Source organism: Streptomyces sp. NPDC086777, from assembly GCF_040702065.1.
In the GTDB taxonomy this organism is placed as follows: Bacteria; Actinomycetota; Actinomycetes; order Streptomycetales; family Streptomycetaceae; genus Streptomyces.
Genome location: NZ_JBFBJI010000009.1, coordinates 72,210 through 97,826, shown reverse-complemented (window position 1 = coordinate 97,826; position 25,617 = coordinate 72,210). Strand labels below are relative to the sequence as shown.

21 protein-coding genes, 1 tRNA gene and 1 pseudogene are annotated in these 25,617 nt (G+C 70.3%); 12 read left to right on the top strand and 11 right to left on the bottom strand.

The genetic code is table 11. The features are described 5' to 3' along the window. Positions 1-269 precede the first annotated feature (269 nt). Complete coding sequence (locus AB0472_RS15140; RefSeq protein WP_366356686.1) at positions 270-1,862, top strand: IclR family transcriptional regulator C-terminal domain-containing protein; 1,593 nt, start codon at positions 270-272, stop codon at positions 1,860-1,862. A 380-nt stretch (positions 1,863-2,242) separates the two neighbouring features. Here the strand turns inward: AB0472_RS15140 and AB0472_RS15135 are convergent, their stop codons facing one another. Beyond that, the gene (locus AB0472_RS15135) at positions 2,243-3,862 is read right to left on the bottom strand and encodes an MFS transporter (RefSeq protein WP_366356684.1); all 1,620 of its coding nucleotides are present in this window, start codon (positions 3,860-3,862) and stop codon (positions 2,243-2,245) included. A 127-nt stretch (positions 3,863-3,989) separates the two neighbouring features. Here AB0472_RS15135 and AB0472_RS15130 point away from each other — a divergent pair, with 127 nt between their 5' ends. The 3 genes from AB0472_RS15130 (at position 3,990) to AB0472_RS15120 (ending at position 5,621) form a co-directional block, all read left to right on the top strand. Further along, positions 3,990-4,595, top strand: coding sequence for a TetR/AcrR family transcriptional regulator (locus AB0472_RS15130; protein ID WP_366356683.1), 606 nt, complete (start codon positions 3,990-3,992; stop codon positions 4,593-4,595). Between the two features lie 165 nt (positions 4,596-4,760). Next, entirely contained in the window at positions 4,761-5,465 is a 705-nt protein-coding gene (locus AB0472_RS15125; RefSeq protein WP_366356964.1) for a DUF2993 domain-containing protein, read from the top strand. A gap of 80 nt (positions 5,466-5,545) precedes the next feature. Then, positions 5,546-5,621: transfer RNA gene (locus AB0472_RS15120), tRNA-Arg, on the top strand. Between the two features lie 80 nt (positions 5,622-5,701). Here the strand turns inward: AB0472_RS15120 and AB0472_RS15115 are convergent. After that, positions 5,702-6,203, bottom strand: a pseudogene (locus tag AB0472_RS15115) (site-specific integrase); the annotation flags it as partial. Positions 6,204-6,334: 131 nt separating this feature from the next. Further along, positions 6,335-6,835 (bottom strand): hypothetical protein, encoded by a 501-nt coding sequence (locus AB0472_RS15110; protein WP_366356681.1) that lies wholly within the window; start codon positions 6,833-6,835, stop codon positions 6,335-6,337. A gap of 379 nt (positions 6,836-7,214) precedes the next feature. On the opposite strand from AB0472_RS15110, the gene AB0472_RS15105 reads away from it, so the two are divergent. Next, on the top strand, positions 7,215-8,132 hold the full coding sequence (locus AB0472_RS15105) for a septum formation family protein (RefSeq protein WP_366356680.1): 918 nt from the start codon (positions 7,215-7,217) through the stop codon (positions 8,130-8,132). A gap of 56 nt (positions 8,133-8,188) precedes the next feature. Then, on the top strand, positions 8,189-8,524 hold the full coding sequence (locus tag AB0472_RS15100; protein ID WP_366356678.1) for a hypothetical protein: 336 nt from the start codon (positions 8,189-8,191) through the stop codon (positions 8,522-8,524). Between the two features lie 291 nt (positions 8,525-8,815). On the opposite strand, the gene AB0472_RS15095 is transcribed toward AB0472_RS15100, so the two are convergent. From AB0472_RS15095 to AB0472_RS15070, 6 genes are all read right to left on the bottom strand, one after another. Beyond that, on the bottom strand, positions 8,816-9,064 hold the full coding sequence (locus AB0472_RS15095) for a tyrosine-type recombinase/integrase (protein ID WP_366356677.1): 249 nt from the start codon (positions 9,062-9,064) through the stop codon (positions 8,816-8,818). A gap of 170 nt (positions 9,065-9,234) precedes the next feature. Next, on the bottom strand, positions 9,235-9,378 hold the full coding sequence (locus AB0472_RS15090; RefSeq protein ID WP_366356676.1) for a hypothetical protein: 144 nt from the start codon (positions 9,376-9,378) through the stop codon (positions 9,235-9,237). A 142-nt stretch (positions 9,379-9,520) separates the two neighbouring features. Next, complete coding sequence (locus AB0472_RS15085; RefSeq protein WP_366356675.1) at positions 9,521-10,651, bottom strand: catalase family protein; 1,131 nt, start codon at positions 10,649-10,651, stop codon at positions 9,521-9,523. A gap of 40 nt (positions 10,652-10,691) precedes the next feature. After that, positions 10,692-12,044 carry a Dyp-type peroxidase gene (locus AB0472_RS15080; protein ID WP_366356674.1) on the bottom strand — a complete coding sequence of 451 codons (1,353 nt, stop codon included), beginning with the start codon at positions 12,042-12,044 and terminating at the stop codon, positions 10,692-10,694. Positions 12,045-12,166: 122 nt separating this feature from the next. After that, a complete protein-coding gene (locus tag AB0472_RS15075; protein WP_366356672.1) occupies positions 12,167-12,757 on the bottom strand; it encodes a hypothetical protein in 591 nt (196 codons plus the stop codon). Between the two features lie 244 nt (positions 12,758-13,001). Then, positions 13,002-13,589, bottom strand: a complete 588-nt coding sequence (locus AB0472_RS15070) for a hypothetical protein (protein WP_366356670.1) — start codon at positions 13,587-13,589, stop codon at positions 13,002-13,004. A gap of 507 nt (positions 13,590-14,096) precedes the next feature. Between AB0472_RS15070 and AB0472_RS15065 the strand changes: the two genes are divergently transcribed. Both AB0472_RS15065 and AB0472_RS15060 read left to right on the top strand, forming a co-directional pair. Continuing rightward, a complete protein-coding gene (locus tag AB0472_RS15065; protein ID WP_366356668.1) occupies positions 14,097-14,774 on the top strand; it encodes a GAP family protein in 678 nt (225 codons plus the stop codon). 426 nt (positions 14,775-15,200) lie between these two features. Continuing rightward, the gene (locus AB0472_RS15060; protein ID WP_366356666.1) at positions 15,201-15,722 is read left to right on the top strand and encodes a TetR/AcrR family transcriptional regulator; all 522 of its coding nucleotides are present in this window, start codon (positions 15,201-15,203) and stop codon (positions 15,720-15,722) included. A gap of 90 nt (positions 15,723-15,812) precedes the next feature. Here the strand turns inward: AB0472_RS15060 and AB0472_RS15055 are convergent, their stop codons facing one another. After that, positions 15,813-17,186, bottom strand: coding sequence for an MFS transporter (locus tag AB0472_RS15055; protein WP_366356664.1), 1,374 nt, complete (start codon positions 17,184-17,186; stop codon positions 15,813-15,815). A 511-nt stretch (positions 17,187-17,697) separates the two neighbouring features. Between AB0472_RS15055 and AB0472_RS15050 the strand changes: the two genes are divergently transcribed. The 4 genes from AB0472_RS15050 (at position 17,698) to AB0472_RS15035 (ending at position 24,454) form a co-directional block, all read left to right on the top strand. Next, a complete protein-coding gene (locus AB0472_RS15050; protein WP_366356662.1) occupies positions 17,698-18,621 on the top strand; it encodes a TauD/TfdA family dioxygenase in 924 nt (307 codons plus the stop codon). Between the two features lie 218 nt (positions 18,622-18,839). Then, positions 18,840-20,546, top strand: a complete 1,707-nt coding sequence (locus tag AB0472_RS15045) for an aldehyde dehydrogenase family protein (RefSeq protein WP_366356661.1) — start codon at positions 18,840-18,842, stop codon at positions 20,544-20,546. A 16-nt stretch (positions 20,547-20,562) separates the two neighbouring features. Then, entirely contained in the window at positions 20,563-22,077 is a 1,515-nt protein-coding gene (locus AB0472_RS15040) for a long-chain fatty acid--CoA ligase (RefSeq protein ID WP_366356659.1), read from the top strand. 223 nt (positions 22,078-22,300) lie between these two features. Continuing rightward, complete coding sequence (locus AB0472_RS15035; protein WP_366356658.1) at positions 22,301-24,454, top strand: SpoIIE family protein phosphatase; 2,154 nt, start codon at positions 22,301-22,303, stop codon at positions 24,452-24,454. Between the two features lie 359 nt (positions 24,455-24,813). Here AB0472_RS15035 and AB0472_RS15030 read toward each other — a convergent pair whose 3' ends face one another. After that, positions 24,814-25,476, bottom strand: coding sequence for a hypothetical protein (locus AB0472_RS15030; RefSeq protein ID WP_366356656.1), 663 nt, complete (start codon positions 25,474-25,476; stop codon positions 24,814-24,816). Positions 25,477-25,617: the final 141 nt, after the last annotated feature.

Genomic DNA, 25,617 nt, shown 5'->3' with positions numbered 1-25,617 from the left:
CGCCCGGGGTCCGTCGCCGGACCCGGCGCCGGCCGGGCGGGCCACGGTTTACGGTAGGCGTGCGCTGATCGCCGTGCGAAGGTCGTGCCGTACCGGAGGACGCCGAAATCGGTGGGAGCGCCGGGACCGGTGGGATCACTGAGACCGGTGAGTTCTGTGGGACCACTGAGGTCGGGTGGAATCACTGGGGTCAGTGGAATCACTGGGATCAGTGGGAGCACTGGGACCACTGGGATCGCGCACACCGTCGTACCGGAGCCGGAGAGTAGATGACCGCCCCCTTGCCCTCCGTCCCCGTGGTGCACGAACCGCCTGCCGAGGCGGTGGCGCCGTTGATCCGGGGCGTGGCGGTACTGGTGGCGCTGACCGAGGCCGGCGGGACGCTGAGCGCGAGCGCGCTGGAACGGCGTACCGGCCTCGCCCGTTCCACGGTGGACCGCATCACCGCGACGCTGGCCCGCATGGGATACGTCCGCCAGGACGGCCGGGACGCGGTGCTCGCCCCCCGCGTGATGGAGCTGGGCAACGCCTACCTGGCCGCCCTGCGCCTGCCCACGCTGCTGGACGGCCACGCCGACGCGGTCGCCGACGAACTGGACGAGTCCGTCTCCCTCGCGGTCGCCGACCGGGACGGCATCCGGTTCATCCACCAGGCGACCCGGCGCCGCGCGATGTCCGTCAGCTTCCGCATCGGCGACCTGCTGCCGGCCGAACGCACCGCCCCCGGCCCGCTGTTCGCGACCGAGTGGACGGAACGGGAGTGGGCGGCCTGGCGGGCGAGGCGCGCCGCGGACCCGGCCGACGCGGGCTTCCCCGCCGTACCGCCCCGGAACCCGGCCGCCGCCGACGACTTCGAGGCGCGGACCGAGGCGGCCCGGCACAGCGGCTGGGCCCTGGACGACCAGCTGGTCGAACCGGGGCTGGTCGCGGTGTCCGTACCGGTGCGCGAACCGGACACCGGACGGGTCGCGTGCGTGGCGAGTGTCGTCAGCCACACCAGCCGCCACACGGCGGCGGACCTGCGCGAGACCCTGCTCCCCCGGCTACGTACGGCGGTGACGGCGATGGAGGCGGAGCTGCGCGCGGCCGGGGCCCGGCCGGCGGAGCCGGGGCCGCCGCCCTCCGGCCTCGCGGGCTGGACCACCGCCTCGAAGCACGAACTCGGCCGCGACTTCGTGGAGTCGCTGGCCCGGGGCCTGACGGTCCTCACCGCGTTCGGCGCGGGCCGCTCGGCACTGACCCTGACCGACGTGGCGAAGGCGACGGGCCTGGCCCGGGCGACGGCCCGGCGCGCGCTGATCACGTACGAGCACCTGGGTCTGGTGTCCGCGGACGGCCGCGAGTTCACCCTCACCCCCCGGGTGCTGTCCCTGGGCTACCCCCCGCTGTCCCGCACCACCCTGTCCCGCCTCGCGGCCCCCCGGCTGCGCGCCCTGGCGGACCTGCTCGACGAGCCGACGGCGCTGGCGGTTCCGGTCCCGGGCGTCCCGGGCACCGAGCCGGTGGAGATCCAGTACGTGGCGGTGGCGGCCGCGAGCCGGGTCCTGACGGTGGACATCACGGTGGGCACCCGCCTGCCGGCGATCCGTACGGCGCTCGGCCGGGCTCTGCTGGGCCACGCCGGGCCGGGCGGGTACGCCCTGGCGGACGAGGAGCTGGAGTCGGGCCTGCGGTCGATCGCGGTGCCGGTACGGGACCGGGCGGGCCGCCCGGTGGCCGCCGTGAACGTGGCCACCCACGCGGCCCGCCGCACCCTGGCCGACTGCGTGACCGAGGTACTGCCCGCCCTGCACGCCACGGCGTCCCGGATCCAGGACGACCTCCACATCGCGTCGCGTTTCACGCACGTACCGCTGTCCTGACGGGGGGCGGAGGGCCGGTGGACACGGGCCGGCGGACACGGGCCGGCGGGGTTGGGCAGGTGGGCCGGTCGGCCGAGAGGCTCGGGCCGGTAAGCCGACGGGCTCGGGCCGGTGCGTCGGCAGGCTCGGGCCGACGGCCCGGGGCAGAGGGCCCGCGGGCTCGATGCCGACGGACTCGGTGTCGACGTGCTCGGTGTCGACGGCCTCGGTGCCGACGCGCTCGATGCCGGCGCGCTCGGGCCAGTGGGCTCCGCTGGCGGGCCGGCGGGCGGGCGGGCGCGCGAGCTGCGGACGATGCCGGGCGTCCCTCCCGGTACCGTCCGGTCCGGGACCGTACGCCGCTCAGGCACGGTCCGACTGGGGTGGGCGCGGTTCGCCGCTCAGGCGACGCCCGCCCGGTCCTTCTCCTTCTCCTTCTCCGGCTGCCCGGCGTCCTGCCCGGGTCCGGACCCGCCCCGGAGTCCGGGAAGCACTGCGAGGACGATCATCGTCCCGGCGGCCATGATGACCCCGCCGATCAGGCTGGTCTGCGCGACACCGTGGGCGAAGGCCTCGTGGACGGCGTCGAGCATCGCCCGGGCCTGCTGCGGCCCGCCGGCGGCCGGGTTCTTCGCGACCTGCTCGGCCATCGCGATCCCGCCGCCGACGGAGTCCTTGGCGGTGTCCAGCGCGGCCGCCGGGAGCCGGCCCCCGACCAGGCCGGTCAGCCTGTCCCGGTAGGCGGTACCGAGCAGTGAGCCGAGGATCGCGATGCCGAGCGAGCCGCCGAGTTCCAGCGCGGTGTCGTTGGCGCCGCCGCCCACCCCCAGCTCCGACTCGGGGAAGGAGCCCATGATGGTGTCGGTCGCCGGGGAGACGCTGAGGCCGATCGCGAAGCCGAGCATCGTCATCGTCGGCAGGAAGTCGGTGTAGACGGAGCCCTTGTCGATCCGCGTGAGCAGGAAGACGGCCGCGGTGCCGACCGCCATGCCGGCCACCACCATCGGCTTCATGCCCAGCTTCGGCGTCAGCCGCCCGGTGATCGCGGCGCCGAGGAAGACCGCCCCGGCCAGCGGCAGCAGCCGTACGCCGGTCTCCAGCGCGCTGTAGCCGAGGACGAACTGCAGGAACTGGGTGGCGTAGTAGATCGCGCCGAAGGTGCCGAAGAAGAAGAACAGCACCGCGAGCATCGACCCGGAGAACGGGCGCCGGGCGAACATCCGCACGTTCAGCATCGGCTGCGGATGCCGCAGCTCCCAGCCCACGAAGGCCGACAGGCCGACACCCGCGACGACGGCCGCGGTGACCGGGCCCCTGCCCCAGCCGAAGTGCGGTCCCTCGATGGTCGCGTAGACCAGACTGCCCACCGACACGATCGACAGCAGCCCGCCGACGTAGTCGATCCGGCCGGGCTTCTCCGCCCTGGACGGCGGCACGAGCGCGAGGGCGCCGAAGACGGCGACGACGGCGATCGGGACGTTGATCAGGAACGTCGACCCCCAGGCGTGGTCCTCCAGCAGCCACCCGGCGACCAGCGGCCCGACCGCGATGGCCAGTCCGGACGTGGCGGTCCACGCGGTGATGGCCCTGGCCCGCTCATGCCGCGGGAAGATCGCCACAAGCAGCGACAGCGTGGCCGGCATGACGACGGCGGCCCCGACGCCCATCACCGCCCGGGCGGTGATGACGAGGTCGGTGTGGTGGACCTGGCTGCCCATGACCGCCCCGCCGGCGAAGACCAGCAGGCCCAGGACCAGGGCACCCCGGCGGCTGTACTTGTCCCCTATCGAACCGAGCACGAGCATCAGCGCGGCGTAGGGGACGGTGTACCCGTCGATCACCCACTGCAGATCGCTGCTGCTCAGCCCCAGGTCCGTCGTCATGTCCGGCGCGGCCACGATCAGCGAGGTGTTCGCCATCACGACGATCAACAGGCTCAGGCACAGCACGATCAGGGCCCACCAGCGCCGTGGATACGGCTCGCCCGTCTTCTCGACGGGGGTGTTGGCAAGAAACGGCACGGGAGTCTCCCAGGGACGTGGGGGGTACAAGGGCCTCACTTAATTGCCCATCCATGTGCACGCTAATTTATTACCCATACATGTGCAACTATCGAGACCCACCCCCCTCCGGCTCCGAGGTACCGCCGTGCCCCCCGGCCTCCGCCCCCGCCCCAGCGCACGCACCCGCATCCTCGAAGCGGCCCGGCGCGAGCTCGCCCGCGACCCCGACTGCACCCTCGCCGACATCGCCGAGGCCGCCGGGGTGGCCCGGCGAACCGTGTACGTCCACTTCACCGGCCGGGCCGCGCTCGTCGAAGGGCTCGCCGCGGACGCCGCCGAGGCGATCCGGCTCGCGAGCGAGGCGACCCGCACCCCGTCCCCCGACGCGGCCACCGCCCTGGCCCGCTTCGTCCTCACGTTGTGGCCGGCGGCCGACCGTTACCGCGTGCTCGTGAACCTGGCCCGCCAGGACCTGGGCGCCCACCGCGTCGACGAGGTACTCGCACCGGCCCGCACCGCGGTCGCCGGCATCCTCGCCCGGGGCCGGCGGCAGGGCGCCGTCCACACCACCGTCCCGCCCGGCCCGCTCAGCCGGGCCCTGGAGGCCTGCCTGCTGTCCCTCCTGGAGACCGCCAACGCACACGCCTGGCCCGACGACGTCCCCACCGCCGCCACCACCGCCCTGATCGCCGCCGGCGTCGACGACGACCTGGCCACCACCACGGTCCGCCGCCTGTACACCGCCCACTGAAGGAACCCCGATGCATCAGCCCCACCCACACGAGCCCAACGCGTACGAGCCCACCCCGTACGCCCCCTCTACCGGCAGACCTACGAGCCCGACGACGCCCACACCGCGTACGAGCCGCCCGCAGCACCCCGCAGCAACCGGCGCCGGCCCGTCGTCGCCGCCCTCCTGCTCCTCCTCGTCCTGCTGCCCGTCGCCGTCGACCGCTTCCTGGCCGCACAGGTCGAGTCACGCGCGGCGAAGGCCTTCCAGCAGGGCATGCACACCCCGCTGTTGCCCGAGGTCCATGTGCACGGCTTCCCCGTCCTGACCCAGATCGCCGCCGGCAGCCTGCGGGACGTGGACATCACCGCCCACGACGTCCCCGCCGACGACACGACCGACCCCCTGCCCGTCAGCGAACTCTCCCTGCACCTCACGGGATTGACGAAGTCCGACGACGACCGGGAGGCCCGGGCCCGCTCGGCCCGGGCGACCGCCCACCTCACCTACACGGACATCTCCCACGCCCTCGGTCTGCCGGTCTCCCAGGGCAGCCGCCCCAATCAGCTCAGGGCGACCGTCGCCCTCCCCCTCGGCAACACCGTCAGCGCGACCACCACCCTCTCGGCAGCCTCCGGCAACCGCATCGCCTTGAAGAACTTCAAGGTCACGGCGGGCCCGCTGGCTGCGGCTGCGGAGGCCGTCCTGGACGCGGCCTTCGACCACCCCCTCCGACTCCGGAACATCCCCGACGGCCTGCACCTGCGCTCCCTCACCACCACGGAGACCGGCCTGTCCGCAGACTTCTCGGGCACCTCGGTCACTTTCCGGGCCGCCACCACCACACAGAACACACCAACAGGGAACACCGCATCCCGCCTCCCCACCTGACCCGAACCCCCCGCCACACCCCACCGCCGTTCACTGATCCGCTACGCTGTCATGGACCGCCTCGATGGCGGCCACACCCCGCCTTCGTAGCTCAGGGGATAGAGCACCGCTCTCCTAAAGCGGGTGTCGCAGGTTCGAATCCTGCCGGGGGCACCAGCGCAAAGGCCCCGGACCGATCTTGGTCCGGGGCCTTTGACGTCCAGTTTTGACATCAACGGGCGCGGTCGGTCGCGACCGGGGCGCCTCTTCCGCAGTAGACGGTCCATGTGGCTCATGGCCTCGCGCTGGGTGTCCTGCCTGACGTGCATGTACACGTCCATGGTGATGCTGATCTGGGAGTGCCCGAGGATCTCCATCACGACGCGGGGCGCGACTCCAGCCGCACGTGAGGAGGGTGGCGGTGCCGTGGCGGGCGTCGTGCAGGCGGATGACGCGGAGGCCTGCGCACTCGGCGACGCGGGTGAAGGAGCGGTAGAGGTTGCGCGGCTCGACGGGGCGGCCGGTGCGGGTGGCGAAGACGTAGTCCGACGCCTGCCACCTCTCCCCCGCCTTGGTCCGGGCGCCTGCTTGCCGCACGCGGTGCCGGCGCAGGGGCGCGATGCAGAGGGCGGGCAGCGGAACGGCGTGGCGACGGCGGCTTTTCGGGTCGTCGTCGTACAGGACGCCACGGCGACGCTGGACCTGGTGGCGGACGTAGAGAACGCGGTTGTCGAGGTCGAGGTCAGACCAGCGGAGGCCCCGGTGAACAGGGGGAAGCCACAGGAAATCCCGCATGACATCGCAGGTCAGCAACTTCGCAGGCCAGGCTCCATCCACGTACGCGATCTTCCAAACTCGTTCCGTTCATGAGAGCGGAGCGTAGGCATCATTCACATCCCGCCGCCTGAAGGCACACGGAATACCGGGCCTCGGGCCCCCAGGACACCGGGTACGCCCTGCCATAGGGCTGCACCGTTCTCCCGCTCCCAGTCCGCTGTCGCCCGGGACCGCACCCACGCAGCCAGGGCTGCCGGAATCAACATGACGGGCGGCATCACCTGATGGAACGTAACGCCGATGAGCACCATCCAGCAGCCTCCCGCCCCGACGAATCCGGCCGTGCGCCGTAGCGACAGCCGTCGCGCCGCATCCTGGCCAGCGTGCGGTTCGTCGGCGCTGTCGATCTGCGCGGCCTGCTCGTACTTGCGGCGGAGACGGGCGGGTAGACGGAAACCGAGCGGCAGCAGCCCCAGGCACCCCAGAGTGACCGCAACTGTGCCCACCAGCAGGGTCTCCAGCCGGTGAGTCGTCCCGATCAAGACCAGCAACAACCCTTCGGACAACACCGCGCCCGCGCCCATCATCAACGCAGACGTCTGCTCGAAGTACACCACCCTTATCAGCCCAGGTCCGGTGTCCCCAGTCATCGTCCCAGCTCTCCCTCCCCGAACCCGCACAGGCAGGGAAGATCCAACGCCGTGCGGAACGCGGGGTCAACCGGCCCCGCGTCAGAACATCGTCAAGCCCCGGCTGCGCGCCGCTCCTGCCTCCGGCCCGCTCAACCGCGCTGCGCCGACGCGCGCCAACTGGTGGATAGGGCCGGGGCCATGAGTCGATCACATAAACCAAAGCCAGTGGCTCTACGTGGCGAAGGCTCGTCGTTGGCCAGATCAGGCGGGAGTCAAATGCGCACTGGGGGGGACTGAGATGCCTGGTCGTGTGCGAAGATCCGGCTCCGCATACGTGTTTGCCGAAGTCGACCGGAGACCCATGTCCGCCGTACCGCTGCCCGCGCCGTCTGAGCCCGGCTCCAAGCGCAACCAGAAGCGCCGCAACCTGGCGATCGTGGGTGTGCTGGCGCTCGGTGGGGTCGTGCTGGCGATGAGCCTGATCAGCAGGGCGATCGCCGGTGACACCGACGAAAATCCGGATAAGCGGATGTCTGGCGCAGGGGACCGGTCGGCCGTAAGCCTCGCGGTGGGCGACTGCTTCACCAGCTCGCAGCACAAAGAGGTCTACTCCGCGGTACCCGTGTCGTGCTCCCGGCCACATGACGGGGAAGTGTTCGCCACGGTCGCTCTCACCGGGTCCAGCGGCGCCGACGACGTCCTCGCCAAACGGTCATACCACCGGTGCAGCGATCGTCTGACCGACTACGTCATGGACGACTGGTCCTTGCCCCACACGATGGGCATCAACTACTACTACCCGACCCGTGAGGTCCAGCAGTCGGGTACCAGGACCGTCACCTGTTTTGCGGCGGACACGGGAGGTCAGACCACTGGCAGCGTACGCGAGCAGGAGACCGGCCTGGCAGCAGACCAGCTTGCCTTCCTCAGGCTGGAACTGGCCTCCGCGCGCGTCTTCAAGACCTATCCGCACCTGGGCAGCACGGCCGCCAATCGCGTCTGGGCTGCAAAGATGGCGGCCGCGCTGGACCATGAGGCTGATGGTCTCAATGTCGCCAACTGGTCTGCCGGCGCCAGGCCGAAGGTCACCGCCTACGTCGGGGAGCTTCGAAAGAGCGCCGAGCTGTGGCGCAAGGCTGTGGCGGCACGTTCGGACAACAGTTACTGGGCCCGTTCTGACGACGCCTGGCCACACCCTGCCTACACGTACCAGCGGGACGTCCGGAAGGCTCTGCGACTGGCTTCGGATGTCCCCACCTCTTTCGGGCCGCCGTTCTAGGATCGACACGCCTCGGGTCGCTGATCAGCCTGCCTGATTGGGCCGCCTGTCGCGCGGTGGTCCGGCGCAACATCGACCCGACCTCGGCGGCGGAGGTCTTCCGCCCGGCCCTGCAGGCCGAGCTGCAGGAGCGGCCCTACGCCTTCGACATCCAGGTCCAGCTCTGCACCGACCTGGAGCGCATGCCCGTGGATGACCTCACCGTGGAGTGGCCCGAGAAGCTCTCGCCGTCCGTCACCGTGGCCAGACTGCGGCTGCCACAGCAGGACATCTCCAGCCCCGTCCACACCGGCGCAGCGTTCGTGCAGCACGTCCACGGCCCCGCTCCCTCCCTCACGAACGGCCAGGCGGTACGCCGTTCCGGGAGGGCCAGGGTGAAACAGGAATTCTGACGCCCGTGCTTCGCAGCAACACTCCACGGTTCCCGTGGACGGCCCTCAGCGCCACGCTGACCTGCGAGCTCACCGGCATCACAGAGCAATCGGCTTCGGCCGGAACGAACCCCACCAGCGTCCCGGACCGGCATCAACCCCCCTCAGGGCAGACAGGAAACACCTCAGCGCGCCACGGCATTTACCACGCCCCCGGCGCGCACCGAAGGTGCGCTGGATCGCTGACCTGCGATTTTATCCCCCAGGGAGGGCTCTTGCCCGGCCTCGGACTCCGCGATCACCAGGTCCGCTTCAGGGAGCAGGCTCGTAAGTGTCGGCCGTGGTGGTGACCGAGGAGTGGCCGAGCATCTCCTGGATGTCCTTCAGGTCGGCGGCGTGGGCGAGGGTCGCCGCGCCGTGGCGGAGGTCGTGAAGCCGGATCGGCGGGAGGCCGGTTTCCTCGCCCAGTTCGACGAAGCGCCGGGTGACGTTGGCGGGGGGAACATCTCGCCGTTCTCCTTGGTCAAGACGCGTTCGGTTCCCACCCAGGCGCTCCCCCATTCCTCGCGGCCTTGTCCTGCCGGGCGCGGTGCCGCTCGAGGGCCTGGACCGTGTCGGAGCCGAGCGCGATGGTGCGAGTGCCGGCGTCGGTCTTGGGGTCGTCCTCGTACACTTCCCATACCTCCCAGCCGTCCACGTCGAGGTGCTTGGCGACGGTGATGAGACCGGCATCAAAGGTTGGTGTCGGTCCACTTCTGCCCGCATACCTCGCCGTGTCGCAGTCCGCGGCAGGCGATCAGGTGGAACAGCGCGTAGAGGCGGTCCTCCGCGGCGTGGTCGAGGAAGAGGCCGGTGTGTTCAGGCGTCCAGACCATGACCGGCCCGTTCGAGGGGACCACAGGGACGACGGCGATTGCCGCAGTGGCCAGGAAGGCCACCGCCTGGTCCGCGATCCGCGATCCGCGACGCCCGCTCGGGTGTCTGCAGGAATGGGTCTTGCCGTGCCGCCGGACGGCTTCACCGGGATGGGCCAAGCACCTCGTCGGCGCTGCGCGGCTCTTTGCGCGGCTGTTGGTTGAGCTTGTGGCGTGCGATGGAGGAGTGCCGGTAGACCTCCTTGCGGGCCCGCATGATGTTGCCGAGGGGTGCGTGCTCGGCGGTGACCCGCCAGGGTGTGAAGGACAGTGCGTCCATCTTCTCCAGGTTTTCCGGGCTGGAGATGTCCTGCTGCGGCAGCCGCAGTCTGGCCACGGTGACGGACGGCGAGAGCTTCTCGGGCCACTCCACGGTGAGGTCCTCCACCGGCATGCGCTCCAGGTCGGTGCAGAGCTGGACCTGGATGTCGAAGGCGTAGGGCCGCTCCTGCAGCTCGGCCTGCAGGGCCGGGCGGAAGACCTCCGCCGCCGAGGTCGGGTCGATGTCGCGGCGGACCACCGTCGCGGCGGCGGCCGGGTCGGGGGTGAAGCGGACCTTGGCGATGTAGTCGCCGTGCCGGACCGCGCCCATCGTCCAGTAGCTCGACAGCAGTATGTTCGCGGGAGGGGTCTTCGACAGGCGCAGGAAGGCCAGGAACTCGTCCCACGCCCAGTTGTCCTGGTCCAGCGTTCCCATTCCGGTCACGAAATCGGCGAAGAAACGATGCATGCCGGGTCGGCCCTGAGCGAAGTAGGCCGGCGCGGTCAGGAACAGTTCCTGGATGAACAGGTAGTGCTCGACGGTGTTGCAGAAGAAGATCGGTCCGTTGATGTTGGCGTAGTCGAAGGTGCCCGTGTCCGGTTCGTCTTCCAGCAGGGTCGGGCCGGGGATGTCGAACATCTTCAGCGCCAGGCCGGTGGCGGCACCCAGGCGTGCGTCGGCTCCGGCGTGCGGCGAGCCGTTGGAGAAGCGGATGAGCGCGTCGTGGGTCCCCGGAGTCGCGTAGATTCCCTGGGCGTACTCGGGGGGTAGCCCGTCCAGGATCTCCACTTCCCCTCGGACCAGCCCGTAGCCCTTGGCATGGGCATCTCGCAGGGCCCGGCCGGTGCCACCGGCTTCGACGGAGTCGGCGATGTAGTTCTCGGTCTTGCTGATCACCGTCTGCACGTTGCGGTCGAAGTCCGGATCGTCGGCTTCAACGTCAGGCGTATAGCGGACGAACCGTGCTGCCATGGTGTCGAACCCTCCTCGAAGACCGTGGTGGAAACCGCCCTCAGTCCTCCAGCTCAGCGAGCCAGCGCAAGGCGCGCAGACCCGGTACGAAGCAGTACTCGCCGCCCCGGGTGACCACGAAGCTGGGCAGGTTCTGCAAGCGGCGCCGGACCGGCTTCTCCGGGATGGTGAGGGTGCCGGTTCCGCCGTGATGCCCGGCCACCGCGTCCTTCTCGCCGGGGTACCCGATGAAGTTGCCGTCGTTCATCCACTCAGCCTTGATGAACTCGAACTGCCGTTCCAGATGTGCGCAGAGGAACACCCCGACCAGGCCACGGTCGGCGCCATCGTCCTCCAGTTCGCCCTCGGGAAGCGGTGGACCGTAGGTGGTGCCGCGACGGATGAGGCGGTGCATCCGCGCGTCGCCGATGATGGTGGAATCACGGGGATTGGCGCGCCGGATGTGCGCACCGGCGGGGCACCGGAAGCCGCGGTCGTCGTTCTCCCGGTACAGGAAGTTGTTGACGCGGTGCGGATCGGCCGCGAGTTCCGGATCGTCGTGCTCCGGGGTCAGCGCCAGTGGTGCTCCGCTGGGCCACCGTCCGACCATCTTCGCCGCCAGGAGGGCCTCCTCCTCGGCGCTGGAGGTGTTCGCCCGCAGGTAACGGCGCCAGGCGGCCACGTTGGTATGGGCCTTGCGCACGGCCGCGTAGGTGCCGTTGCGCCCCAGCACGTCGGGTTGGGGCATGGGCGGCAGGTTTCCGGTTTCGTCGGGGTAGCCGAGGATGAACTCGCCGGCCTTGATGGGGGTTTCCTGTGGGTTGGAGCCGGGCAGTCCGACGCCCTCGATGTTCGGATGGCTGATGCCGTCACGGAAACCGAAGGTGGTGCGCCCGGTCGGGAGCTGGCGGACCTCCTGCTGCCAGATCACCTGGACACCGGGCGTGTCCTCGAACGCGACCCGGACCCGCTCCAGCTCCTTGTCCAGCTGCGCGGCGTCGGAGGAGAGGGCGCTCAACGCGATGTGGACATCGCCCGTTCCGAACGGCGCCTCCCAGTGGGCCGGCGCACTCTCGCCCACGTCGCCGATCAGCTCCGCCCGAGCGGCCATGCCCTCGCGGAACGCCTGCGGGAAGCTGTCCAGCGACTCCTGGGGCACCCCCAGGGCCCGCAGCCCTTCGTAGGTGAACGCCACGGCAACCCAGGCATCCTGGCTCCGGTCCGTGCTGGGCAGGCCGGCCGCGGTCAGCGGGAGCAGCCGCCGCAGCAGGGCGCGCCCGGCGTGTCGGTCATCGACGCGCAGGAAGAGGTACTTCCCCTCGTACGGGACGGGCCGTGGCCGCAGCGCTCCGCTCTGGATGTCATCGATCTCGACGCGTACGGTGCCCGCGCTGCCATCTGCTGTCGTGTTCATGATGCCTTGTGCTCCACATCAGTCGTGGCCTTGGCAGCCGTCGGTGGGTGGCCCGCGCCCGCCGACGCGGTCCGTCAGCATCGGGTCGGTGGTGAGTGCTGGGTGTGCCGCTCGCGACCTGCCTAGCTTGCGGCCAACTCGAGCAGGTGCCGGAAGGCCGGTGTGGCCACCAACTGCGCGTTGGCCGGGTTCTCCAGCGCCGCCCGGAACTCAGGGGTGTCCAGCACCTGTTCGAACGCCTCGTCCACTTCGTGGTCCCTCCAGATCTGCCGAACGGTCAGATCCGGATAGGCGCTGAAGAAAGCCCCTGCGGGCGCTTGATGGGCAAGGAACCACTCCTTCACCCCTGGATCCTTGATGCCGGGGAACCCCTCGGTGTGCGAGAAGACCTCTTCGAAGACCTGCCCGACCACCGTCTTGGCGAAGTCGTCGATGTACGTGTCCCAGGAACCGTCGAAGACGCTGGCGAACATGAACCGGGTGCCGTTTTCGAAGATCACGTACCGTGCGTCGTGCAGGGTGCCGATCTGTTGTATCGCCGCGCGGTTCCCCTCGTCGGCCGACTTCCCCTCGATATCGGCCAGCAGCTCACGCAGCGCTTCCGTATGCCCCGGCTTGATCTTGGCGAATACGGTGAACTCGCTGCACACCCCTTCCGACGCGCCTGGCCGGTCGGGGTGGGCTGACTGCGGTGCACCTGGTGTCGGAGTCATCGTCGGATCTCCTGCCACAGATCGGTGCGAGGGTCACCAGGCGCCTGAACCTGAGTCGCCGTCGCCCTCGCATGTCAATGCTCAGCGCGGTTGCGCTGCCTCGCATCTTCAGCTCTGGCCGATGCGTTCACCTGGGGCGGATTCCCGGAAGACTCTGGCCTCGGAAGCGTCCGTTTCGGTCCGCTTTACCGTCTCCACCACGGGAGATCACGTTCCGTGTCGGCGCGTTGGTGGTGTCCGGGCGCTAGGCTGAGGCTTCCTCCAGCAGCTGCTGGAAGGCCGGCGTGGCCACCAGATCCGCGTTGGCCGGGTCGTCCAGCGCCGCGCGGAACTCGGGGGTGTCCAGCACCCTCTGAAACGCGTCGTCCACGCGGTGGTCCTTGTAGATCTGCTGAACGGTCAGGTCGGGATAGGCGCTGACGAAGACCCCTGCGGGCTCCTGGTGGGCGAGGAACCAGTCCTTGACCCCTGGATCCTTGATGCCGGGGAACCCTTCGCTGTGCGAGAAGACCCTGTCGAAGCGTTCCCCGACCACCGTCTTGGCGAAGTCGTCGATGTAGGTGTCCCAGGAGCCGTCGAAGACGCTGGCGAACATGAACCTGGTGTCGTTGTCGAAAATGACGTGCCGTGCGTCATGCAGCGTGCCGATCTGGCGCAGCGCCGCATGGACGTTCTCGTCATTCGCCGCGTCGCTCAGCCTGGCGAGGTCCTCGCGCAATGCATCGGCCTCGCCTTGCTTGATCTTGGTGAAAACGGTGAACTCGTTGGAGACCCCATCCGTCCGGCCCGGGTGCTCAGGGTAGGCCGGCTGGGTTGCACCTGTCGTAGTCATCGCGACGCTCTCCTGCCGAGGATCGGTGCGAGGGTCGCCAGGCGCTCGGGCATCAGGCGCCATCGCCCTCACACAGCAATGCTCACCGCAGACGCGCCGCCTCGCATCTTCTCACTTCATGTTTCCTCACCAGGCACGATTACGTTCCGTGCGGTGTCGCTGTCACCGTACTGAGAAGGAGAATGTCACCGTACTGGAGAAGGAGAAGCTGTCTCGGATGCCGGCTTGCCGAGCCGGTTCGGAGACGGCAGCAACGCGTGCGGAAGGCCGGTCCAGGGTCATCGCGTCCCGCGAAGCTCCCGAGGACAGATTCGGCCGGCGGCAGGAAGATGAAAGCGGCGGGACGCGCCGGGTACGCGGGCGTCGCCATTTTCGGGGGAGCCGCTTCCGCACGGCCGTGAAGACAACGGTGCGGCCGGTCACGGAACAACCCGCTGCGCGGCACAGCCGGTCGGATCACCCGCTTCCGCCAAGCCCACTCCACTGGATCGCCACCCGGAGGCAACCATGGGCGCAGTTCTCGGCGACGTGCTTGGCTTCGCGGCGGCTGTCGCGGTCAGTCCGCTCCCGATCATCGCCATCATCCTCATACTTGCCACGCCCCGAGGGCGTCTCAACGGTGTCCTGTTCACCCTCGGCTGGATCCTGGGACTCGCTGCACTGGGTGCGGTGATGCTGGCGATCGCCTCTCCGGCAGGCGCGTCCGCCCACAAGCAGCCGGCCACCTGGGTGGGAGCGCTCAAGCTCGCCCTGGGTCTGTTGCTCGTCCTCTTCGGCGCCCGGCAGTGGCACCGGCGCCCAAGGGACCCCTCGCAAGCGCAGCTGCCGAAGTGGATGGGCGCGATCGACCGCCTCACGCCGGTCAAGATCTTCGGACTCGGACTGGCCCTGGCCGCGCTCAACGCCAAGAACGCACCGCTGACCATCGCCGCGGGCGCCTCGATCGGCTCGGCCGGACTGCCGGTCGGGCAGCAGATCGCATCGCTGGCGATCTTCGTCGTGATCGCCACCCTCGGCCTGCTGGCCCCGCTGGGAGTCTTCCTCCTCGGGGGAGAGCGAGCCAAGACCACCCTCGGCGACTGGAAGAACTGGGCAGCTCAGCACAATGTCGCCGTGATGGCCGTCCTGTTCTTCGTCCTCGGCCTGAAACTGCTCGGAGACGGCATCTCCATCCTCACCTCCTGACAGGCCCACCCGCGCGTGGGCGGGCCGCTCACAGACGCGCGGCAAAGGGGTAGGCGCGGAGCGACTTCGGCGCGAGCGATCTCGGCGGTAACGCGCACGGCCCGGGGGCCGCTCCGCGGACTCGGGAAGCGTCGTCGGGGTTGGGTTGGCCCTCGGTACCGAGGCGTCCACGGCATCAGCCGTCTGAATGGGGCGCTTTCGCCCTCCTCGAGTGCCGCCCCCGGTCGTGCAGGCGACATCACTGCCTCGAAGGGGTGCCCGGACCTCTCTGGACGTGCTCCCAGGTGCCGTCGTACCACCGCCCCGGCAACAACTGCTCCAGGTGCCTCGTATTCTCGGAGCATGGTCGGGGCACAGACACAGAAGGCCGGGCGGGGACCGGGGCGACCGCGGCAGGAGCGGGTCACGGACGACACCCTTGAGGCGGTGATCGACCTGGTGACCGAGCAGGGCGTGAAAGCGGTGACGATGGACGCCGTCGCCGCACGCGCCGGGGTGAGCAAACCGGCCATTTACCGGCGCTGGCCCTCCAAGCAAGCCTTGATCATTGCGGCGGCCGAGTCACGCATCGGCCCGCTCTCGGTTCCGGACCTGGGTGACGTCCGGGCCGAGCTGCGCGAGGTGCTGACGGCGCGCTTGACGGCGTACCGGCTGCCGGGTACGGCGCGGCTGCTGACCGAACTCATGGCAACGGCCGCCGAGGCGGGCAGCGACCGCGGGGAGTACGTGGACTACACGGAACGGTTGATGGCCGAGACGCGCCGCATCCTTCAGCGGGGGATCGCCCGCGGCGAGGTGCGGCCCGACATCGACATCCGTTCGGCCGCCACGCTGGTGGCGGCGCCACTGCTGTACCGCCTGCTGGCGGAACGCGAACTGCCCAACGAACGCTTCGTGGAGGACATGGTGGACCTGGTCGTCCGGGCGGTCGGTCACCCGGGAACCTGAGATCCACCGGCCTGTCGGGTGCGGGCTCGCGGGGTCCGTTCCGCTCGCCGTCCGCGGGGAACGGCACTGCGCAGCGGGCGGCGACGATCGTCAGGGTGCCAGGAGCCGGGCGTCGCGGGCCGGGTCGATCAGTGTCACGGCAGCCGTGCCTCCCAGTGCGAGCAGTACGGCCGCGAGGAGCACGGCGTGCTGGTAGCCGGCGCTGCCCTGGGTGTCGACCAGATATCCCGTCAGGGCGGGGGCGACCAGGCCGCCGGTCGTGACCACGGCGTTCATCAGGCCGAGGGCGCCGCCACGCCGACGGGCCGGGATGATTTCGGCGACCGTGGTCACCGCGACCGTCGACATCGCCCCGCACAGGCCGAAGCCGACGAACAGGAGCAGTACGGTGACCGGCCCGCGCGTGGCCTGTGACAGGGCGCCGCAGCCGAGGGCGGAGACAAGGAGGCTGATGCCGCCGACGCGCCCACGGGCCCACCGGCTGCTCACGCCACGTCGCAGCAGCCACCCGGTCACCCCCGCCTGCACCAGCAGCGCCATGGCGCTGACCGCCCAGATCCCGGCGACCAGGCCGGCGGCGGTCGTGGTGGAGTAGCCCAGGCCGTCGTGCAGATAGGAGGGCACCCACACCAGCGACAGGGCGATCATCCAGTACGTGCAGAAGTAGCCGATCGTGGCGCCGATCCAGGTCCTGGTGGTCACGATGCGGCGGTAGCAGGGGGCGTGCGAGCCCTCTTCGCCGCCGCTGTCGGAGGCGGCTCCGGTGCCGGTGCCGGTGCCGCTGCCGGCGCCGGTGCCGGTGCCGCTGCCGGTGCCGGTGCCGGTGCTGTGGGCTTCCCCGTGCGCTGTCCGGTGCTCGCCGAAGACGGCCCAGGCCGCCGCCCACACCACGCCGGCGGCGGCGACCGCGGCGAAGGCGGAGCGCCAGCCGTGGTGCTGGATCACCCAGGTCAGCCCCGGTGCGGCGAGCACCACACCGAGGGCGATGCCCACGCTGAGCAGAGCGCCGGGAAGGTTGCGTCGGCGGTCCGGGAACCACGCCAGGGTGGTGTGCTGGGCCACCGGGAAGGCGGGCCCCTCCGCGGCACCCAGCACGATCCGCGAGGCGACCAGCGCGACCAGACCTCCGCCGAGGGCCATCGGCATCTGGGCGATCGACCACAGCAGGGCCATCCCCAGCAGCAGCCACCGCGGCCGCACCCGGTCCGCCAGCAGACCGCCCGTGGCGCCGCAGAGCGAGAAGAGCAGGAAGAACGCGCTGTTGGCCATCCCGAAGCCGGTCGCCGACAGGCCCAGGTCATGGCGTATCGGGTCGGCCGCCAGCCCGAGGACGGACTTGTCGGCGAAGTTGACCATCATGAAGACCACCAGCAACCCCGTGACGGTCCAGGCTTTCCGCCGGTGGCTGCGGCTCGTCGTGACGGGGTCGGCGAGCGTGACGGAGGTGAGATCGGTGTTGGGCACGGGGGCTCCGCGAAGGTAGCTGCTCTCGAGCAGGCGTGGTCGGCGTGCAGCACGGGGGGAGGGGACGTCGGCGGATCGCGGCGCGTCGGCATGCGCCGAACGCATCGGCGAGTAAATCGTTACGTGAAGTATCGATACGGTGGGGCGCGACGACAAGCCCTGCCCGCTACGAATACGGGCCCGGGGCCCGGACAGCGGTCCGGCGGTGGCGGCACCTGCCCCTGCGTGGCGTTCACGGCGAACGAGTGGCCCCGACCCGCACGGCTCCGTGCTTGCGTGCCCTTCGTCGTGGTCGGGGCGTCGCCGTCTGCGGGTCGCGGTGCGCAAGAGGCCAACGGGTGCGGGTTGCCCGTCCGACGACCCAGATTTTCCGGCCTCCCCGTCGTTGCCTCCGACTCCCGGTCGATGCGGCGAAAAGTCATTGAGGAGCTCATTGAGGAGCTCTTGCGGTGACTCCTCTTTATATCGATACTGCCCGTAACGATTTTTCGATGCGACCGTGGAGGACCGCATGGAGACCACCGGAGCCGACAAGAACCCCCTGCTCGACAAGCCGCTGATCCACTTCGGTCGGCGGGTGCTGGAGCGGACCGCGCCCGGCACGGCGCCGGCCGAGTACCGGCTGCTGAAGCTCGCGCCGATGACTCCGCACATCGGTGCGGAGATCGGCGGCGTGGACCTGTCCCGGCCGATCGACGAGGAACTCGCCGAGGAGCTGCGGCAGGCGCTGCTCGAATGGAAGGTGATCTTCTTCCGCGACCAGCACGACGTCGATGTCGACGCTCACCTCGCCCTGGCCGCGGTGTGGGGCGAGCCGGAGCCGAACCCGTTCTTCCCCAAGGGCGACACCGTCGGCGTCTCACGGCTGGCGAAGGACGCGACGGCCATCGGCCAGGAGAACATCTGGCACAGCGACCACTCGTTCATGGCCGCTCCGGCCCTGGGTTCGGTGCTCCGCTCGGTCGAGGTCCCGCCGGCCGGCGGTGACACCATGTGGGCCGACATGGGCGCCGCCTACGACAACCTCAGTGACGAGATGAAGCAGCGCGTCGAGGGCCTCACCGCCGTCCACGACTGGGAGCCGAGCTGGGGTACGTTCATGACCCCGGAGCAGATCGAGGCGCTGCGCGTGTTCCTGCCTCCGGTGGAGCACCCGGTCGTCGTGCGGCACCCGCGCACCGGGCGCAAGACCCTGTACGTCAACGAGCCGTTCACCACCCGCATCGTCGGGCTGCCCGAGGGCGAGAGCCGGGAACTGCTCCACGAGCTGGGCCTGCAGGCCCGCATTCCCGAGCTCCAGGTGCGGTTCCGCTGGCAGCCCGACTCGATCGCGATCTGGGACAACATCGCCGTCCAGCACTACGCCATCAACGACTACTACCCCCAGCGCCGTGTGATGGAGCGCATCGCGATCGCCGGCGTCCCGCTGTCCTGAGCGCTCCGCCCCTCACCCGGCACTCCCTGCACCCGGCACTCCCTTCACCCGGCACTCCCTGCGATCCGGGCCGACCGTCCGGCCGCAGACGGTGGCCGTACCGCTCGCGTCCCGCGGGACGGCCACCGTCCCCCCGACCGCCCGGGACGTCGGCTTTCGGCACCGCGATGCCTCACCCCCCTTTCCCACCCAGCGTGTTCGTCCCGCCAAGGAGTGACGTGAACAGCCCCGCCCTCGACACGACCGTCCTCGACCGCGCCCTGACGGAGCTGCGACACCACGCGTCGTCCTGGGCCACCGCGCCGCTCACCGAGCGCATCGGCCTGCTGGAAAGGCTCATGCCGAGGATCCGCGACGGCGCTGCCGACCTGGCCGCGGCGGGCGCACGCGCCAAGGGATACGGCCCCGACTCGCCATGGGCGGCAGAGGACTGGGCCGGCGGCCCGTGGTCGCTGGCCCAGCACGTCACCGCACGGCTGCACGTGCTGCGACGCCTGGCCGCCGGCCGCGAGCCCCTGCACGCGGACGCGGTGCACGAGCGGGGCGGACGTACCTGGGTGGACGTCTTCCCCGCCACCGGCTGGGACCGCCTGCTGCTGGGTGGCTACTCGGCCCAGGTCCGGATGCAGGCCGGGGTCACGGCCGAGCAGACGCGACACCGCGCGGCCGCACCCTACCGGGGTGGTGAGCAGCGCCCTGGTGTGGCGTTGGTCCTGGGCGCCGGCAACGTCGCCGCGCTCACCGCGACCGACATCCTGCACAAGCTCTACGCGGAGGGCCAGGTCGTCATCGCCAAGATGAACCCGGTCAACGCCTGTCTGCGCCCGCACTTCGAGCGGATCTTCGCCGAGTACATCCAGCGCGGCTGGGTGCGGTTCGTGGACGGCGGCACCGCGGAGGGCGCCTACCTCACCGCCCACGACGGCGTGGACTCCATCCACGTGACCGGCAGCGAGCGCACCCATGACGCCATCGTCTGGGGCACCGGCGAACAGGCGGAGCGGCGTCGCCGCGAGGACACCCCGCTGATCGACAAACCGTTCACGAGCGAGCTGGGCGGGGTCAGCCCGTGCATCGTGGTGCCCGGGCCGTGGAGCAGGGCGGACTTCCGCTTCCAGGCCGAGCACATCGTCACGAGCAAGATGAACAACTCCGGCCACAACTGCATCGCCAGCCAGGTGCTGGTGCTGCCCCGCTCCTGGCAGGGAACCGACCTGCTGCTGGAGGAGATCAGGCGGGTGCTGCGCGCCCTGCCGGCCCGCAGGGACTACTACCCCGGGGCCCATCAGCGGCTTCAGGCCGTACTGGCGGCGCACCCGCGTGCCGAATGTCACGGCGACGACTCCCGGATCCTGGTCGCGGACATCGCCGACCACGACGACATGCTGCTCACCGGCGAGGTCTTCGCCAGTGCGCTGGGCGTCGTCCGCCTGCCCGGCGAGAGTCCGGCGCACTTCCTTCGCCATGCCGTCGACTTCGCCGACACCGCCCTCCCCGGCACCCTGGGCGCGACCCTGATCGTGCACCCCCGGACCGAGAGGACCTCGCCCGGTGTGGTGGACGCGGCCGTGGGTGAGCTGCGCTACGGCACCATCGGCGTCAACACCTGGTCCGGCGTCAACTTCCTCCTCGGATACACCCCCTGGGGTGCCCACCCCGGCCACACCCGGCAGGCGATCGGCAGCGGCGTCGGCTTCGTCAACAACGCCTTCATGCTCGAGGACGTCGAGAAGTCCGTGCTGCGCGCCCCCTTCGCCCCCGCTCCCCGCGGCCTGTTCACCGGCAGCCCCTCGCTGTCCCCCAAGCCGCCGTACTTCGTCACCAACCGCACCGGTCGCACCACCCTCGAACGCGTCACCCGCTTCACCACCGCGCCGAGTCCTGCCCTCCTGCCCGCCGTACTCGCCTCCGCCCTGCGCGGGTGACCAGGAAGAGACCCGAATGAACCTCAACGACTTCCTCACGCGCGCCGCCCATGCCCACGGCGACCGGCCCGCCGTCGAACTCGGCGACCAGCGGCTCACCTACGCCGAACTGCACGCCCTCGCCGGCCGCACGGCCGCACTCCTCGCCGCGCACGGCGTCCGACCCGGCGACCGGGTCGGCCTGATGCTGCCCAACCTGCCCGAGTTCCCCGTCCTCTACTACGGCATCCTGCGCGCCGGCGCCGTCGTGGTCCCGATGAACCCGCTGCTCAGGCAGCGCGAGATCGCCCACTACGTGCGCGACTGCGGCATGACCCTGCTCCTCGCCCACCAGGACACCGCCGACGAAGCGCGACGGGGCGCCGAGGGCACCGCGACCCCGATCGTGCCGGTCACGCCCGGAAGTCTGCCGGACCTGCTCGCCCGGCACCCCGGCACGGAGCCGGCCGCCGCCCGCAGGGACGACGACCTCGCCGTCATCCTCTACACGTCCGGCACCACCGGCGTCCCCAAGGGCGCCATGCTCACCCACGCCGGACTGGCCCGGAACTGCGAGATCACCGCGCGCCTGCTCCGCCTCACCCCCGACGACGTCGTGATGGGCTGCCTGCCGCTGTTCCACGCCTTCGGACAGGCCTGCGCCATGAACGCCGCCGTGATCGCAGGCGCCCGTCTCACCCTCCTCCTCCCCCGCTTCCACCCACGCCAGGCGCTACGCGTCATCGGGGACCGGAAGGTCACGGTCTTCGAAGGCGTACCGACCATGTACGCCGCCCTGCTCGCCGAGCATCATGTCGACCGCCGCGGCGAGACGGCCTCGCTGCGTCTGTGCGTCTCCAGCGGAGCCTCCCTGCCGGTCGAGCTGCTGCACGGTTTCGAAGCCGCCTTCGGCTGCTCCGTGCTCGAGGGCTACGGCATGTCCGAAACCTCTCCGGTGGTCTCCTTCAACCACCTGGACCGGCCCCGCAGGCCCGGCTCGGTCGGCACCCCCATCGAGGGCGTGGAGATGCGTGTCCTCAACCCGCAGGACGGCGTGGGGGAACTCTGCGTGCGCGGCCACAACGTGATGGCCGGCTACTGGGGACGCCCCGACGCGACCGCCGAGACCATCGTGGACGGCTGGCTGCACACCGGGGACCTGGCCAGAATGGACGCGGACGGCTACTTCTACATCGTCGACCGCAAGAAGGACCTCATCATCCGCGGCGGCTACAACGTCTACCCCAGAGAGATCGAAGAGGTCCTCTACGAACACCCCGCTGTCGCGGAGGCCGCCGTGATCGGCGTTCGCCACGAGCTCCTCGGCGAGGAGGTCGCCGCCGTGGTCGCCCTGCGTCCCGGCGGGCGGGCCGATGCCGAGGAACTGCGCCAGTTCGTGCGCGAGCGCGTGGCACCGTACAAGTACCCGCGGGAGATCCGGCTCGTCGACGCCCTCCCCAAGGGGCCCACCGGCAAGATCCTCAAGCGTGAGATCGGCGGCTTCCAGTCGGTCTCGACCGCCCCGGGGCCACGACGGTCTCGGGACGGCTGATCACGCGGACGTCGGTGACTTCCGTCGGCGTGCTCGCGCCGCTGGTCGTCCACCTGATCACGGGCGAACAAGCAGACAGCGTCCTTGGCCACGGGTGGGACCGGGCAGCGCAGCACAACGTCGCCGTCATGGCCGTCCTGTACTCCTGTACCCGGCGGTGCCGTCCGAGCCTGTCTACCCTGGGGTGGAGGAGACACTGAGACCGAATGACGGGACCAGTGGGGTGGACTTTTCAGCCGAGGCATCCGGCCGCCCCTGGAGCGCGAACAGGCCCGAGCGGCTGATGCCGTGCGAGGAGGACCTGGCCATCCTGGACGCGCTGTTCACCCAGTCACCGATCGGCGTGGCCGTGTACGACACCCAGCTGCGCCTGGTCCGGGCGAACCCCGCGCTGGAACGCATCCACGGTGTTCCCAACGACAGGTTCCTCGGTCACCGGATCAGTGCGGTCCTGCCCGCACTCGACGTCGCCGGGATAGAGCGCCGACTCGCAACGGTTCTGGAAACGGGCCTGCCCGTCGTCGGCGCCGAGCACCGCGGCCGTACACCCGCGGACCCGGGCAGAGACCACATATGGATGACGTCGTCGTTCGCGCTGAACGGACCGGACGGCCGACGCCTGGGCGTCACCGACCTGATCATCGACGTCACCGACCGCCACCGTGCCCGCGAGCGCATGGCCCTCCTCGACGAAGCCACCGCCCGCATCGGAACGACACTCGATGTCACACGCACGGCCCAGGAGCTTGCCGACGTGCTCGTCCCGCGCCTGGCCGACCTCGTCTCGATCGACCTCCTGGACGGCGTCGTGACAGGCGAGGAAACCCCGGCCGCCGGCGCCGGCGGGGTCGCCCTGCACATCGCAGCCCGCAAGGTGTCCCACCCGGACATCACCGAAAAGCTCCGGCTGGTCGGAGAAGCCCAGGACTTCTCCGCCGATACGCCCCACGCCCAGGCCCTCGCCGACGGGCAGCCCCGGCTGCTGCCGGTCGTCGACCCCGATGCCGACTGGGTCCGCAACTCTCCCGATCCCAGGACCCAGGCGCTGCTGACGCACGGGGCCCACTCCCTGATGGTGGTGCCCCTGCGTGCCAGAGACACCGTTCTGGGGCTGGCCCATCTGTACCGCACAGCGGCCCAGCCGGACGCCTTCGAGCCCGACGACCTGGTCTTCGTACAGGAGCTGGTCGCCCGCGCCGCCGTCTGCGTGGACAACGCCCGCCGCTACACCCGCGAGCGTACCGCCGCCATCACCCTCCAACAGAGCATGCTCCCGCGCAGCGTTCCGGAGCAGTGCGCCGTCGAGGTCGCGCACCACTACCGTCCGGCGCGTGCCCACGCCGGGGTGGGCGGCTCCTGGTTCGACGTGATCCCCCTCTCCGGCGCCCGCGTGGCCCTCACCCTCGGCGGCATACCCGCGACAGGTGTAGAGGCTTCCGCCTGCATGGGGCAGATCTGCTCCGCCGTACGCACCCTCGCACAGCTGGACCTCGCCCCTGACGAGGTGCTGGCCCGGCTCGACGACATGGTGCCGCGGCTGGTCGAACGCGAACACACGGCAGGGTTCGCGCCCATCCTGGAGAAGCTCGTCGGTGCCACCTGCCTGTACGCGGTCTACGACCCCGTTTCCCGCCGCTGCGTCATGGCGAGCGCCGGCCACCCCCCACCTGTCGTCGCCGATCCGTCGGGTCAGGTCCACTTCGCGGATCTGCCGTCCAACCAGCCCTTGGGACTGGGCGATGGCGTCTTCGAGCCCCGCACGATCGAACTCGCCGAGGGCAGCACTCTCGCGCTGTACGCACAGAGCGTCCTGGCGGCGCGCAATGCGGACCAGACCCTGCACGAGCGGCTCTGCGCGATCATCGGGCAGAGCGGCCGTTCGCCGAACGAGATCGGACAGGCCGTCGCAACCGCGGTCATTCCCCACCTGGCGGCCGAGGACGACCTGGCACTGCTCGTCGCCCGCACCCGCTCGCTCGACGCCGTGCACGTCGCCACATGGGACCTGCCGTGCGACCCCGCCGCGGTCGCCAGTACGCGCTCGCTCGCGACACGGCAGCTCGACCAGTGGGGGCTGGGGCATCTGGCCTTCACCACCGAACTCATCGTGAGTGAATTGGTCACCAACGCCATCCGCCACGGCAGCCCGCCGATCCGGCTGCGGCTCATCCGTGACCAGATGCTGATCTGCGAGGTCAGCGACGCCAGCAGCACCTCACCGCACATCCGCCGGGCCGCCACCATCGATGAAGGCGGACGCGGGCTTTTCCTCGTCGCCCAGTGCTCCCACCGCTGGGGAACCCGCTACGACGCCACCGGCAAGACCATCTGGGCGGAACAGCCCACCGATGGCACTCCTCACGGCGTGGAGCCGTGATCCGCAGGAGGCCTGCTCGAAGGCTGCAGGCCACTCCGCCTCGACCGCCGTTCAGTCGCTCCCGGCTCCAGTGAGGATCCGGGGCTCCGCTTCCGCGTAGCCGGGTTCGCCCTGTCCGTCGCCGGCCCCGCGCCCGCGTGCACTGACGCTGCTCACCCAGCCGAGGAGGAACGCCGCCGGTATCGACACCAGGCCAGGAAACTGCAGCGGACACCTGTGGAGGTCGCTGTGCGGGAGGAGTGCGAAGGGTGACCTGCCCCACCTCCGGGGTTCCAGTTCCGGTGGCTGACTGACGGCCCGTCACGGACGCTTGGCCGTCATGCTGATTCGCGGGTAGCGGTAGGAGCGCCGTACCCGGATCACTGGAGGTGGAGGCGGCTGAGGGCGGTGGTCCAGTCGATGACGATCGCGCGCTGTGCGGCGGCGAGGCTGACTCGGCCGGAGCAGACCGCGGTGTGCAGTTTGGTCTCCACCGGGTCCTTCTTGTTGTTGATCCCTTGGCTTGCCTTGTGGCCGGGGTCGGCCGGTTCGACCCACAAGTTGCGGTAGTCGTTGGGATCGCCTCCGAGTTGAAGGCTTATGAGGTGGTCGTACTCGCCCTCCGACATGCTGCCGGTGTAGTCGTAGGAGGCGGCGTTGAGCTTCTTCTCCTTGCCGGTGACGTACGCGGAGGGGCGTACCCCGGAGGTGTATCCCCCCTTGCGGCATATCGTGGACTTCAGGTTCGCCTGCGTGACGGCTGGGGAGATCGCGCCGGGGGTGCACTTCGGGTCCTCCAGCGGCTCCCCGTGCTCGTAGCGGTAGTGGCATGTGCCCGCCGCCGGTTGCTGCTGAACGGTGTAGTGCTTCTGCGGGCCCGCCCCCACCGCGATGGCCCGCCCCGAGCCGACCGTACCCGGCGCTCCCGCACCGGGATTCCCACTCCCGGACGGCGTCGACGTACCAAGCGAGGTGGACTTACATCCGGCCAGCAGCAGACAGGCGAAAACGACGGGCGGCACGAGACGGCGGACGGAACGCATAACGACCCCTCATGGGCAGGCGATGACTGAGCAGATAATCCCCCACCGGGTCACGGCTCTACCGTGCAGGGGCGCAGCGCCGGGGCGCGCTTGGACGCTCAGCCTTGAAGCCACCTCAGCGGCAATCTCCGGCTCTCGTCA